The sequence below is a fragment of the Lentzea kristufekii genome (assembly GCF_033949925.1).
GTDB classification, from domain to species: domain Bacteria; phylum Actinomycetota; class Actinomycetes; order Mycobacteriales; family Pseudonocardiaceae; genus Lentzea; species Lentzea kristufekii.
The window spans coordinates 89,580-101,713 of the sequence record NZ_JAXAVV010000014.1; the positions used below are offsets into that span (position 1 = coordinate 89,580).

Annotated in this window: 12 protein-coding genes and 1 riboswitch; of the genes, 5 read left to right on the forward strand and 7 right to left on the reverse strand. The window is 70.5% G+C overall.

Annotated elements, in window-relative coordinates:
- Positions 1-51 precede the first annotated feature (51 nt).
- Entirely contained in the window at positions 52-567 is a 516-nt protein-coding gene (locus SK571_RS27235) for an EF-hand domain-containing protein (protein ID WP_319986933.1), read from the forward strand.
- Here SK571_RS27235 and folE read toward each other — a convergent pair.
- Positions 555-1,103: a GTP cyclohydrolase I FolE gene (gene folE, locus SK571_RS27240; protein ID WP_319986934.1), complete on the reverse strand. Its 549-nt coding sequence runs from the start codon at positions 1,101-1,103 to the stop codon at positions 555-557. The genes SK571_RS27235 and folE overlap by 13 nt on opposite strands.
- 54 nt (positions 1,104-1,157) lie before the next feature.
- Between folE and SK571_RS27245 the strand changes: the two genes are divergently transcribed.
- Entirely contained in the window at positions 1,158-1,835 is a 678-nt protein-coding gene (locus SK571_RS27245; RefSeq protein WP_319986935.1) for a helix-turn-helix transcriptional regulator, read from the forward strand.
- Here SK571_RS27245 and cobN read toward each other — a convergent pair.
- Positions 1,796-5,362 carry a cobaltochelatase subunit CobN gene (gene cobN, locus SK571_RS27250; protein ID WP_319986936.1) on the reverse strand — a complete coding sequence of 1,189 codons (3,567 nt, stop codon included), beginning with the start codon at positions 5,360-5,362 and terminating at the stop codon, positions 1,796-1,798. The genes SK571_RS27245 and cobN overlap by 40 nt on opposite strands.
- Positions 5,363-5,397: 35 nt before the next feature.
- Positions 5,398-5,532, reverse strand: a riboswitch (cobalamin riboswitch).
- Between the two features lie 8 nt (positions 5,533-5,540).
- On the opposite strand from cobN, the gene SK571_RS27255 reads away from it, so the two are divergent.
- The 3 genes from SK571_RS27255 to SK571_RS27265 are packed head-to-tail and all read left to right on the forward strand — an operon-like array spanning position 5,541 to position 8,697.
- On the forward strand, positions 5,541-6,617 hold the full coding sequence (locus SK571_RS27255) for a hypothetical protein (protein WP_319986937.1): 1,077 nt from the start codon (positions 5,541-5,543) through the stop codon (positions 6,615-6,617).
- Positions 6,614-7,234 (forward strand): precorrin-8X methylmutase, encoded by a 621-nt coding sequence (locus SK571_RS27260; RefSeq protein ID WP_319986938.1) that lies wholly within the window; start codon positions 6,614-6,616, stop codon positions 7,232-7,234. Before SK571_RS27255 ends, SK571_RS27260 begins: the two co-directional genes overlap by 4 nt.
- Positions 7,231-8,697, forward strand: coding sequence for a precorrin-2 C(20)-methyltransferase (locus SK571_RS27265; protein WP_319986939.1), 1,467 nt, complete (start codon positions 7,231-7,233; stop codon positions 8,695-8,697). The genes SK571_RS27260 and SK571_RS27265 overlap by 4 nt, the downstream gene beginning before the upstream one ends.
- Here the strand turns inward: SK571_RS27265 and SK571_RS27270 are convergent.
- The 5 genes from SK571_RS27270 to SK571_RS27290 are packed head-to-tail and all read right to left on the reverse strand — an operon-like array spanning position 8,669 to position 12,125.
- Positions 8,669-9,370, reverse strand: a complete 702-nt coding sequence (locus SK571_RS27270; protein WP_319986940.1) for a cobalt-precorrin-6A reductase — start codon at positions 9,368-9,370, stop codon at positions 8,669-8,671. The two genes, SK571_RS27265 and SK571_RS27270, sit on opposite strands and share 29 nt — an antisense overlap.
- On the reverse strand, positions 9,367-10,107 hold the full coding sequence (gene cobM / locus SK571_RS27275) for a precorrin-4 C(11)-methyltransferase (protein WP_319986941.1): 741 nt from the start codon (positions 10,105-10,107) through the stop codon (positions 9,367-9,369). Before cobM ends, SK571_RS27270 begins: the two co-directional genes overlap by 4 nt.
- A complete protein-coding gene (gene cbiE / locus SK571_RS27280) occupies positions 10,104-11,249 on the reverse strand; it encodes a precorrin-6y C5,15-methyltransferase (decarboxylating) subunit CbiE (RefSeq protein ID WP_319986942.1) in 1,146 nt (381 codons plus the stop codon). Before cbiE ends, cobM begins: the two co-directional genes overlap by 4 nt.
- Complete coding sequence (locus tag SK571_RS27285) at positions 11,230-11,619, reverse strand: TIGR03618 family F420-dependent PPOX class oxidoreductase (RefSeq protein ID WP_406602035.1); 390 nt, start codon at positions 11,617-11,619, stop codon at positions 11,230-11,232. The genes cbiE and SK571_RS27285 overlap by 20 nt, the downstream gene beginning before the upstream one ends.
- 38 nt (positions 11,620-11,657) lie before the next feature.
- Positions 11,658-12,125, reverse strand: a complete 468-nt coding sequence (locus SK571_RS27290; RefSeq protein WP_319986944.1) for a hypothetical protein — start codon at positions 12,123-12,125, stop codon at positions 11,658-11,660.
- Between the last annotated feature and the right edge of the window lie 9 nt (positions 12,126-12,134).

Sequence of the window (12,134 nt, forward strand, 5' to 3'; positions counted from 1 at the left end):
ACCCATTCGGCCGATAGTTCCGATTGCGACGTTCGGCCTATCGTCCTGCGCATGGCGAGCGACTTTCAGCGCAGCAAGGTGGTCCTGGTCTTCGGGGCCATGGACGTCACGGGTGACGGATACCTGACCGAGGAGGACTTCCGGCTCCTCGCCGCGCGCTGGGCCGGCCTGCGCGGCAGCGACGACAGGCTGCTGTCCCAGGTGATGCTGAGCTGGTGGACGACCCTGCAGTCGGCCGCGGGCGGTGCGGACAGGGTGACGCTGGACGACGTGCTGAACGTCGTCGACGTGCTACCGGACAACATCGAGCCGGTTCTCGGGACGGCGGACGCGATGTTCGGTGCCGTGGACGCGGACGGCGACGACTACGTGGCCGAGGCCGAGTACCGGATGATGGTCGAGGCCTGGCTCGGGCGCGAGGCCGCGACCGACTTCACCGTGCTGGACCTCGATGGTGACGGCAGGCTGTCGCGCGCCGAGTTCGCCACGCTGTGGGCCGAGTTCTGGGCGGGTGACAACGCGAACGCCGCCGGCTCCTACGTGTTCGGGCCCGTTCAGGCCGCGTGAACGAGGGCGAAGAACTCCTGGCGTGACGCGGGATCGTTCCGCAGCACGCCCTTCAACGCCGACGTGACCGCGCGGGATCCGCTGACCCGCACGCCTCTGTGCGCCATGCACAGGTGCTCGGCCTCGATCACGACACCGACCCCCAAGGGCTGCAACTGGTCCTGCAGCCAGTCGGCGACCTGCTTTGTGAGCCGTTCCTGCACCTGGAGGTCCCGCGCGAACATCTCCACGACGCGCGCGAGCTTCGACAGGCCCAGGATCCGTTCGCCCGGCAGGTATCCGACGTGCGCGACGCCGTGGAACGGCAGCATGTGGTGCTCGCACAACGACTGCACGGGGATGCTGCGCGCGAGCACGAGCTCGTCGTAGCCCTCGTCGTTGGGGAACGTCGTCATGGTGAAGGCGCGCGGGGTCAGCATCTCCGCGTACGCCTCGGCGACACGGCGCGGGGTGTCGGCGAGATGCACCGAGTACGGGTCCTTGCCCAGCGCCTTGAGCAGGTCCGTGACCGCCTGCTGTGCCGCTTCGACGTCCATGCCGCCACGGTAAGGTCGCTCGCCGAATTTAGTCAACAGGAGTAGTTTTTAGAGATGGCCGACCCCGTCGCCGCCGTAGCGGCCCTCGACGAACCGAACCGCCGCAGGCTCTACGACTTCGTGGTGCGCCAAACCGCTCCCATCAGCAAGGACGAGGCGGCGCAGGCCGTCGAACTGCCCCGCACGACGGCCGCGTTCCACCTCGACAAGCTCGTCGACATGGGCCTTCTCACAGTGGTGCACCAGCGGCGGAACGGGCGCAGCGGACCGGGGGCCGGTCGGCCGGCGAAGCTCTACCGGCGTTCGGAGGAGCAGATCGAGGTGTCGCTGCCCGACCGCCGGTACGAGGCCGCGAGCCATCTGCTCACGGACGCGTTGGTGGAAGCCGAGAGCACGGGTGAACCGGCCCGCGAGATCCTCCACCGGCGCGCCTACGAGTGGGGCGCGGACCTGGCGGCGCAGGCCTCGGGCGGCGTGACGGATGCGTTGGCGGACTTCGGTTTCGAACCGAGGGAGGACGGCGGCTCGATCCTGCTGGGCAACTGCCCGTTCCACAGCCTGGCGCACCGGCACACGCAGCTGGTGTGCGGGATGAACCTGTGCCTGGTCAGCGGTCTGCTGGACGGGATCGGGGCGAGCGGTGCGTCCGCCCGCCTCGATCCGTCACCGGGTCACTGCTGCGTCCGGCTCGATCAGGCGCCGTCCTCCAGGTCGCCCTCGGTCTCCAGGTAGGCCGCCCGCAGCGCGTCCAAAGTGGACTCCTCCGGGTGCTCCCACATCTTGCGCTCGGCTGCCTCCAGCAGACGCTCGGCGATGCCGTGCAACGCCCACGGGTTCGACGTCTGCAGGAACTTCCGGGTCTCCGGGTCGAGCACGTAGCTCTCGGTCAGCTTCTCGTACATCCAGTCCGCGACGACGCCGGTCGTGGCGTCGTAGCCGAACAGGTACTCGACCGTCGCCTGCAGCTCGAACGCACCCTTGTACCCGTGGTTGCGCATCGCGCCGATCCAGCGCGGGTTCACCACGCGGGCCCGGAAGATCCGCGAGGTCTCCTCGGTCAGCGTGCGCGTGCGGACGGCCTCGGGGCGCGTGCTGTCACCGACGTACGCGGCGGGTGCCTTGCCCGTCAGCGCCTTCACCATCGTGACCATGCCGCCGTGGTACTGGAAGTAGTCGTCCGAGTCGGCGATGTCGTGCTCGCGGGTGTCGATGTTCTTGGCCGCCACCGCGATCCGCCGGTACGCCGACTCCATGTCCGCCCGAGCCGCCACACCGTCGACCCCGCGGCCGTAGGCGTAGCCGCCCCACACCGCGTAGACCTCGGCGATGTCGGACGAGTCGCGCCAGTTGCGGCTGTCGATCAACGGCAGCACGCCCGCGCCGTACGCGCCCGGCTTGGAACCGAAGACGCGCAACGTGGCCCGGCGCTGGTCGCCGTGCTCCTCCAGGTCCTTGAGCATGTGCGCCCGCACGAAGTTGTGCTCCGCGGGCTCGTCCAGCGCGGCCACCAGCTGCACGGCATCGTCCAACATGGACACCACGTGCGGGAACGCGTCGCGGAAGAAACCGGAGATCCGGACGGTGACGTCGATGCGCGGCCGCTCCAGCTCCTCCAGCGGAATGACTTCGAGACCCGTGACGCGGCGCGACTGGTCGTCCCACACCGGCCGGACGCCGAGCAGCGAGAACACCTCGGCGATGTCGTCGCCGGCGGTGCGCATCGCGGACGTGCCCCAGACCGACAGACCCACCGACGGCGGCCACTCGCCGTCGTTCTCGGAGCGGTAGCGCTCCAGCAGCGAGTCGGCCATCGCCTGGCCGGTCTCCCACGCCAGGCGCGACGGGATGGCCTTCGGGTCGACCGAGTAGAAGTTGCGGCCGGTCGGCAGCACGTTCACCAGGCCGCGCAACGGAGAACCGGACGGGCCGGCCGGGATGTAGCCGCCGTCCAGCGCGTGCAGGACGTTCGTCATCTCGTCCGTGGTGCGCGCGAGCCGGGGCACGACCTCGTCCGCCGCGAACTCCAGGATCTTCCGCACGTCCTCGGACTCGTGCAGACCCGCCGCGGCGGAACGGTCCCAGCCCGCGTCCTCCATCGCCTGGACGAGCACGCGAGCCTGTTCTTCCACGGCGTCGACGTCCTCGCGGCCCGTGGTGGTGAGGCCGAGTGCCTCGCGCAAGCCGGGCAGCGCGGCGACCTGACCGCCCCACATCTGCCGTGCCTGCAACATCGCCAGCACGAGGTTGACGCGGACGCTGCCGGTCGGTGCCTCGCCGAGGACGTGCAGGCCGTCACGGATCTGGACGTCCTTGACCTCGCACAGCCAGCCGTCGACGTGCAGGATGAACTCGTCGAACTCCGCGTCGTGGGGCCGGTCGTCGAGTCCCAGGTCGTGGTCGAGCTTCGCGGCCTTGATCAGCGTCCAGATCTGCGCGCGGATCGCCGGCACCTTGGCCGGGTCCATCGCGGAGATGTTCCCGTACTCGTCCAGCAACTGCTCCAGGCGCGCGATGTCGCCGTAGCTGTCGGCGCGGGCCATCGGCGGCACGAGGTGGTCGACCAGCGTGGCGTGCGCGCGCCGCTTCGCCTGCGTGCCCTCGCCGGGGTCGTTGACGAGGAACGGGTAGATCAGCGGCAGGTCGCCGAGCGCGGCGTCCGTGCCGCAGGACGCCGACATGCCGACCGTCTTGCCCGGCAACCACTCCAGGTTGCCGTGCTTGCCGACGTGCACGACGGCGTCGGCACCGAAGTTGGACTCGATCCACCGGTACGCGGCCAGGTAGTGGTGCGACGGCGGCAGGTCGGGGTCGTGGTAGATCGCGATCGGGTTCTCGCCGAACCCGCGCGGCGGCTGGACGATCACCGCGACGTTGCCGGACCGCAGCGCGGCCAGCACGATCTCGCCGTCCTTCGACTTCGAGAAGTCGACGAACAACGAGCCCGGCGCCTCGCCCCAGTGCTCGCGCATCGACTCGCGGAACTCGTCGGGCAGCGTCTCGTGGAACTCGCGGTAGTCGGCCGCCGCGATGCGGATCGGGTTGCTCTCGAACTGCTCCTGCGTCAGCCAGTCGGCGTCCTGCCCACCGGCCGCGATCAGCGCGTGGATCAGCTTGTCGCCGTCGAGCTCCTGCACGCCCGGCAGCTCGTCACCGATGTCGTAACCGTGCTCCTGCATGGCCTTCAGCAGCCGGACGGTCGACGCGGGCGTGTCGAGCCCGACCGCGTTGCCGATGCGGGAGTGCTTCGTCGGGTAGGCCGACAGCATCACGACGACCTTGCGGTCGGCGACCGGGATGTGGCGGAGACGGCCGTGCCGGACCGCGATGCCCGCGACGCGCAGCGCCCGTTCCGGGTCGGCGACGTAGACCGTGAGGCCGTCGGCGTCGATCTCCTTGAAGGAGAACGGAACCGTGATGATCCGGCCGTCGAACTCGGGGATCGCGACCTGGGTCGCGGTGTCCAAAGGAGACAGTCCGTCGTCGTTGGAGTCCCAGGACTCGCGGCTCGACGTGAGGCACAGGCCCTGCAGGATCGGCACGTCGAGCGCGGCCAGCGCACCGACGTCCCACGCTTCGTCGTCGCCACCGGCGGACGCCTTGGCGGGGTTCGTGCCGCCGGCCGCGAGCACCGTCACGACCAGCGCGTCGGCCTGGCGCAGCGTGTCGAGCAGCTCGGGTTCGGCGGTGCGCAGCGAGGAGCAGTAGACCGGCAGCGGCCTGCCGCCCTTGGCCTCGATCGCATCGCACAGGGCGTGCACGAAGGCCGTGTTCCCGGCGACGTGGTGCGCGCGGTAGTAGAGCACCGCGACCGTCGGGCCCTCTTCCGGCCGGGTCTCCCGTTCCAGCACACCCCACGAGGGAGTGGCGGCGGGGGCCTCGAAGCCGTGGCCGGTCAGCAGCACGGTGTCGGACAGGAACTTGTGCAGCTCGGTGAGGTTCGCCGGGCCGCCGTGCGCGAGGTAGAGGTGCGCCTCCGCGCAGACGCCACCGGGCACCGTGGAGAGCTCCATCAGCGCCGCGTCGGGCTGCTGCTCACCGCCGAGCACCACCACGGGCAGGCCCCCGGCCAGCAGCCAGTCGAGGCCCTCCTCCCACATCCGGCGACCGCCGAGGATGCGCACGAGGACGAGCTCGACGCCGTCGACCAGCGCGGGCAGGTCGTCGACGGTGAGCCGGGCGGGGTTGCCGAGCCGGTACTCGGCTCCGCTCGCACGCGCCGACAGCAGGTCGGTGTCGGAGGTCGACAGCAGCAGGATCACGCAGGCTCCATCCCTCGTGGGGTCCTCGCCCCAAAGTGCGGGTGACTGGCGAAGCGGAGTTCCTGACTCCCAGCGGTGTTCGCTGGTCACAGTGGCGGGACCGCGCCGGATTCACACCGGCTTCCTCCTGCGCTTCGTCGTTCGGGCTCACCCTAACCGGCGGGTTACAGTCCGACCTATGCGTAGTCACCCGGACGCCTGCCCCGGCGCCGTCGAGCTGCACGCCGCGGCCGACGGCGGGCTGGCGCGCATCCGGGTGCCTGGCGGCACTCTTTCCGCTGCTCAGTGGGATGCCGTCCGTCTTGCCGCCGCCGAACTGGGCACCGGTTCGATCGAGCTGACCTCGCGGGCGAACCTCCAGATCAGGGGGCTCGCGGACGGGGTGGAGCTGGGCGAGCGGATGCGTGCGGCGGGCCTGCTGCCCTCCTGGTCGCACGAGCGCATCCGCAACATCATCGCGGCGCCCATGGACGACAACCAGGCCCTGGTCGACGCGCTGGACGCGGCGCTGTGCGCGGACCCCGGACTGGCCTCGCTACCAGGGCGTTTCCTGGTCACGGTCGGCGCTTCGGTGAGCGGACTGGGCGGCGACCTCGGGCTCGCCGGGGACGTGCTCCTGCTCGCCGGTACCGATACAGGTGTCCGCGTGTCCGACCCGGTCGACGCCGTCGTGACCGCCGCCCGCCTGTTCCAGTCGATGCGCGGACCCGCCTGGCGCCTGTCCGAAGTGGACGACGGTGTGCGAAAGATCACCGCTCACTTCGGCGCCACCGACGCCCCTCGCTTCACCCCGGTTGTGACTCCTGTCGCACCTTCACCGTTGACCCCGGGAGTTCCGCTGGGCCGGCTCGACGCCCGCCGGCTGCCCGGCGTCCCCCTCCGCCTGACCCCGTGGCGCAGCCTGGTCGTGCCCGCCGGCACCGACGTCACCGGCCTGATCACCGACCCCGCCTCCCCCTGGCACGGCGTCAGCGCCTGCACCGGCCGCCCCGGCTGCGCGAAGTCGCTCTCCGACGTGCGGGCAGATGTGCGCGCTTGGGTCGATGCGCCCGCGCAGACCCATGCGCCTGCACAGGCCGATGCGTCGCACCACACACACGCGCCAGGCCGGGTACCCCCAATTTCAATTCCAGGGAGCAGGTCCGACAGGCCCGGCGCGGTGCACTGGTCGGGCTGTGCCCGCCGGTGCGGCCGTCCCGCCGGCGATGTGATCGAGTTCGTCGCGACCGGCGACGGCTACGAGGAGATCCGTTGACGCAGTACATCAAGGACGGGGCGGAGATCTACCGCCAGTCCTTCGCCACCATTCGCGCGGAGTCGGACCTCACCAGGTTCCCCGGCGACGTCGCGAAAGTCGTCGTCCGCATGATCCACGCGTGCGGCATGACCGACCTGCCGGACGACGTCGCGTTCTCCCCGAACGTCGTGCGCGACGCCCGCGCGGCGTTGCGGGCGGGCGCCCCGATCCTGTGCGACGCCAACATGGTCGCGTCCGGCGTGACCCGCCGCCGCCTGCCGAAGGACAACGAGGTCCTCTGCTACCTCCAGGATCCGCGCACCCCCGCGCGGGCGCAGGAGATCGGCAACACGCGCAGTGCCGCCGCCCTTGAGCTGCTCGCGGACCGGTTCGACGGCGCGGTGATCGCGATCGGCAACGCCCCCACCGCGTTGTTCCACCTCCTCGACCTGATCGCCGCCGGAGCACCGCGACCCGCCGCGGTCCTGGGCATCCCGGTCGGGTTCATCGGGGCGGCGGAGTCCAAGGAAGCTTTGGCCGCAACGGATCTGGAGCACCTCGTGGTGCGCGGCCGACGCGGCGGCAGTGCCATGACGGCGGCGGCCATCAACGCGATCGCGAGCGAGGAAGAATGACGGGCAAGCTCTACGGCGTCGGCCTGGGTCCCGGCGACCCGGAACTCGTGACGGTCAAGGCCGCGCGACTCATCAGCGAGGCCGACGTGGTGGCGTTCCACAGCGCCCGGCACGGCAAGTCGGTCGCCAAGACCATCGCGGCGCCGTACTTCCGTAGCCGAAATGATCCGAATCCGCAGATCATGGAACAGCTCGTCTACCCGGTCACGACCGAGTACACGGACGACTACCAGGGCGAGATCGACGCCTTCTACGAGGAGGCCGCCGGCAAGCTGGCCGCGCACCTCGACGCCGGACGCGACGTCGTCGTCCTGGCGGCGGGAGACCCGTTCTTCTACGGCTCCTACATGCACATGCACAAGCGCCTGGCCGACCGCTACGAGTGGGAGGTCGTCCCTGGCGTGACGTCCGTGAGCGGCGCGTCCGCCGTCCTCGGCACCCCGCTGGTGGAACGCGACGAGGTGCTCACGATCCTGCCCGGCACGCTGCCGCCCGCCGAGCTCGCGGCCCGCCTCGCCGACACCGACTGCGCCGCGATCCTCAAGCTGGGCCGCACTTTCGGCAACGTCCGCGAGGCGCTGGAGACGGCCGGCCGGCTCGACGGCGCCTGGTACGTCGAACGCGCCACGACCGGCCGTCAGAAGATGGCGCCGCTGGCCGACGTCGACCCCGCGACCGTGCCGTACTTCTCCATCGCCGTGCTGCCCAGCCAGTCCCGGCCGGCGAAGCCGAAGGGCGAGGTCGTCGTCATCGGCCTCGGTCCCGGAGACCGCGCGTGGCTCACGCCGGAGGCCCGCCAGGAACTCGAAGCCGCCGACGAGCTGGTCGGCTACAGCACCTACCTCAACCGGGTTCCCGAACGCCCCGGCCAGAAGCGGCACTCCTCGCACAACCAGGTCGAGTCCGAACGCGCGGCCTTCGCCCTGGACCTCGCTCGCAAGGGCTCACGGGTCGCGGTCGTGTCGTCGGGCGATCCGGGTGTCTTCGCGATGGCCACCGCCGTGCTGGAGGTCGCCGCGGAGTCCCCGGACGTGCCGGTCCGCATTCTCCCCGGCGTCACGGCGGCGAACGCCGTGGCGGCCAAGGCGGGTGCGCCGCTCGGCCACGACTACGCGGTGATCTCGTTGAGCGACAGGCTCAAGCCGTGGGACGTCATCGCCGAACGCCTGGAAGCCACCGCCAAGGCCGACCTGGTCGTCGCGATCTACAACCCGGCGTCCAAAGCTCGCACGCACCAGGTGGCGGACATGCGCGACCTGCTGCTCAAGCACCGCGGCCCGGACACCCCGATCGTCGTCGGACGCGACGTCGGCGGCCCGGAGGAGGAGATCCGCGTCCTCACGCTCGGCGCCCTCGACCCGGCGACGATCGACATGCGCTGCCTGCTGATCATCGGCTCGTCTCAGACGATCGTGACGCCCCAGGGCGTCGTCTTCACGCCCCGGCGGTACCCAACCACCTGACGGCGGCATCGACGTCGGCCACCGTGTCCGCAGGTGGGAGCGGTGGCCGGCGCACGATCACGACAGGCACACCGAGCTGACGCGCGGCTTCGAGCTTGGCCGACGTCATCGAGCCGCCGCTGTCCTTGGTGACGAGCACGTCGATCTCGCGCGACCGCATCAGCTCCAGTTCACCGTCCACGGTGAACGGACCGCGCGACAGCAGAACCTCGATGCGTTGTGGCATGGGCGGTTCCGGAGGTTCGACCATCCGCGCCAGGAACCACTGCGGGCACTCGGCGAACTCCGCGAGGTCCTGCCGCCCGGTCGTCAGGAACACCCTCTCCCCCGGTAGATCCCGCGCGGCCTCGGCAACGCTGTCCACCCAATGCCATCCCGGCTGCGGCGTGAACCCCGGCCGCCTCAGGATCAGAAGTGGCACGCCGACCTGCGAGCAGGCCTCGAAGGCGTTCGAGGTGATCTGCCGCGCGAAGGGGTGGGTCGCGTCGACCACGGCGTGGACGTCGTTGTCCCGCAACCACTGCGCGAGCCCGTCGACCCCGCCGAACCCGCCGATCCGGACCTCGCCGGCGGGCAGGGCGGGGTTGCTCACCCGGCCTGCCAGTGAGGACACGGCGGGCACGCGGGAGGCGAGCGCTCGCGCTTCCCCCGTGCCGCCGAGGATCAGGATCATCGAACCCGCGTGGCCGAGTACAGGTGGCTGTCCGGGAACTGCGTGGCCCCGAGCGTCTGCCCTACGATGATCACCGCGGTCCGCTTGATCCCGGCGGCCTCGACCTGCGCGGCGATGTCGTCCAGCGTCCCCCGCAACACGACCTCGTCCTCGCGGGACGCGTAGGCGACCACCGCGACCGGGCAGTCCAGCCCGTAGTTGGGCACCAGTTCCGCGACCACGTCCGAGATCCGCTGCACGGCGAGGTGCAGCACGAGAGTCGCGTGACTGCGGCCCAGCGTGTCCAGGTCCTCGCCTTCGGGCATCGGCGTGGCGCGCTGCGAGGTCCGCGTCAGGATGACCGTCTGCCCGACTCCCGGCACGGTCAGCTCGCGCTGCAACGACGCCGCGGCGGCCGCGAAGGCCGGCACGCCGGGAGTCACGTCGTAGGCGATGCCCAACGCGTCCAACCGGCGCATCTGCTCGGCCATCGCGCTGAACACCGAAGGGTCCCCGGAGTGCAGCCGCGCCACGTCCAGCCCCTGCTCCGAGGCGGCGACCAGCTCGGCAACGATCTCGTCCAGCGTCAGCGACGCCGTGTCGATCTTGCGTGCGCCCGCAGGACAGAAGTCGAGCAGCTCGACCGGCACCAGCGCGCCCGCGTACAGGCACACCGGTGACGACTCGATCAGCGACCGCCCCCGCACCGTGATCAGGTCGGCCGCTCCGGGCCCGGCCCCGATGAAGTGCACGGTCATTTCGTCACGCTCCACGTCGTCACGGGCATGTGCGGGCGCCACCCGGTGAACTTGCCGACCGCGGAGCCGCGGTTCACCGAGATCCGCACCAGATCGCCACCGAGCCTCGCGTACCACTGCGCGACCACGGCCTCGGACTCCAGCGTCACCGCGTTGACGACCAAACGACCGCCTGCCGCCAAAGCGTCCCAGCAGGCCTGCAGCACGCCGGGCACCGTCACGCCGCCGCCGATGAAGATCGCGTCGGGCTTCTCCAGCCCCTCCAACGCCTCCGGCGCCCGTCCGATGTGGACCTCGACGCCGGGCACGCCCAGAGACGCAGCGTTACCGGCGATTCGCTCTGCGCGTTCGACCGACTGCTCGACGGCGATCGCCCGGCACGTCGGATGCGTTCGCGCCCACTCGATCGCGATCGAACCCGCCCCTGCCCCGACATCCCACAGCAGCTGCCCGGGCAGCGGCGCCAATCTCGACAGCGAAATAGCCCGCACCTCTCGCTTCGTCAGCTGGCCATCGGATTCGTACACGTCGTCGGGCAGTCCGGGGACCCGTGAGAGAGCGCTCCCGCGGTACTCGATCGCGATCACGCACAGCGGGTCCGAGTCCTGTCCGGCCCAAGGGTAAACCCGCTCGGCGGGCCCACCTAGCTGTTCGAGCACAGTGATGTCTCCGGCCAGTGCCGCAACGGTTGCCGGGTCGCCACCGAGCACGAGCACGCGCTGTCCCGGCGTCAACACGGGGCGTAGCAGGTCGGCGGATCGGGCCACCAGGGACACGACCTCGACCTCGTTCAACGCCCAGCCGAGGCGGGCGCAGGCGAGCGACACGGAGGACGGGTGCGGGATCACCGTGACCCGATCGCCCAGCAGCCGCACCAGGGTCGTGCCGATGCCGTGGAACATGGGGTCACCGGAGGCGAGCACGCACACGTCGCGGTACTCCTCGAACAGCGCGGGCAACGCCGGCACCAGCGGCGACGGCCACGCGACCCGCTCGAACTCCCCCGGCACCAGGTCGAGCTGCCGGCGCGAGCCCATCAGCACACGTGAGCGGGAAACCGCCTGCTGAGCGGCGGGAGAAAGCCCGTCCCAGCCGTCGGCACCGAGGCCGACGACCACGACGTCAGACGCTGCCGGTGACACGCTTCACCTGGATCTCGATCACGACCCGCTCCGGGTTGACCCGCGGCTGCCGGTAGCGGAGCGCGTACCGCCGCTCGGCCTCCCGCACGGATTCCACGTCGTCGCGCACGACGACCGGACCCTCCAACGTGGACCAGCGCCGACCGTCCACCTGGCACACCGCGGCGTACCCGGCCTTGCGGGCGTGCTTGACCTTCCAGGACGCACCGGAGGTGATGATCCGCGCGATGCCGTTCTCGGCGTCGAGCGTGACGCCGACGGGCACCACGTGCGGAGTCCCGTCGGGACGGACGGTGGACAACGTGCACAGGTGCCGTTCGGTCCAGAACTCGGCGAACTCGGCACCCCGGTCGATCGACATGGCACGCATCATCGCAATGCCGTGCCCGCGACACGAAATCGGCCAGCTCACAGGGCGAACCGCGGCTTGTTCAGCGCACCCGCGCTGACCGGCATCACGGCCCAGCCCTCGCCGTAGCCCAGGAACCAGGCACCGCCTGGCGGATCGGCGGGGAACGTGCCGTTCAGCAGTTCCAGGCAGCCATCAGCCACCTCCAGCACCCGAACGGCTTCCACGTGATCTTTTCCAGTTCGCGTGAAATCACGCGGCACGTCGCCGCCCTCGAGGGCGTGCTGCCGGGCATCGGTGCAGATCTCCAGCAGCAGACGCCTCTGCTCACCGGTCAGATCACGGTAGAAATCCCCCATGTCCGGGCAGTGCCGGAGACTCTTCCAGTCCTCGGCGAGTTCCGCGGCCCAGGAGACCGGCGCGACCCGCTCGGCGGCGTCGATCAGATAGCAGAGCCAGACCTCGAAGGCGTCGTCGAGCATCCAAAACCCCTGGTCGTCCACCGAGAACGTCGTCGTCTTGCTCACCGGACGAGA

Coding starts and splice junctions, on each gene's coding strand:
- SK571_RS27235 (WP_319986933.1), top strand. CDS start 52: ATGGCGAGCGACTTTCAGCGCAGCAAGGTGGTCCTGGTCTTCGGGGCC.
- folE (WP_319986934.1), bottom strand. CDS start 1,103: ATGGACGTCGAAGCGGCACAGCAGGCGGTCACGGACCTGCTCAAGGCG.
- SK571_RS27245 (WP_319986935.1), top strand. CDS start 1,158: ATGGCCGACCCCGTCGCCGCCGTAGCGGCCCTCGACGAACCGAACCGC.
- SK571_RS27255 (WP_319986937.1), top strand. CDS start 5,541: ATGCGTAGTCACCCGGACGCCTGCCCCGGCGCCGTCGAGCTGCACGCC.
- SK571_RS27265 (WP_319986939.1), top strand. CDS start 7,231: ATGACGGGCAAGCTCTACGGCGTCGGCCTGGGTCCCGGCGACCCGGAA.
- SK571_RS27270 (WP_319986940.1), bottom strand. CDS start 9,370: ATGATCCTGATCCTCGGCGGCACGGGGGAAGCGCGAGCGCTCGCCTCC.
- cobM (WP_319986941.1), bottom strand. CDS start 10,107: ATGACCGTGCACTTCATCGGGGCCGGGCCCGGAGCGGCCGACCTGATC.
- SK571_RS27285 (WP_406602035.1), bottom strand. CDS start 11,619: ATGCGTGCCATGTCGATCGACCGGGGTGCCGAGTTCGCCGAGTTCTGG.